At 36.7% G+C, this 379-nt stretch carries 1 pseudogene; it reads right to left on the minus strand.

The window, feature by feature from the left end:
- Positions 1-379 (minus strand): annotated as a pseudogene (locus tag RTW80_RS27655) (conjugal transfer protein); the annotation flags it as partial.

Raw genomic sequence — 379 nt, forward strand, 5'->3', positions numbered from 1 at the left:
CCCGTTTTCCTCAACCAGTCCAAGACGATGTGCATGGAAACGAGATAAATATGTATCAAGTCGCCCGCAAATTTCATTCATATCATTGATTGGCTCATCAAAGATATTATTTTCCTTTTTATTCTTCGAGATAAAATGAGAAACCTTATCCTCGATATTAAAAGGCTTATAACAAATCGTTAAATAGAGTCTGTTTTCAAAATACTCAGGCTCAGAAAGGGAGGAATAGTAATCATTCATTACGCGATTAACGAAAGGAATCTTGCTATTAAAACCAACCTTAACTTCTTTTCTTACCCTCACGCGGTGAGTATAGAACGTTATCGCCCTGCCTTCGAAACTACGAATGAGCGTATTTAACTGGTAAGTAAGTAACGTT

The sequence above is a fragment of the Escherichia sp. AM3 genome, from assembly GCF_032029835.1.
Classification (GTDB): Bacteria; Pseudomonadota; Gammaproteobacteria; order Enterobacterales; family Enterobacteriaceae; genus Escherichia; species Escherichia coli.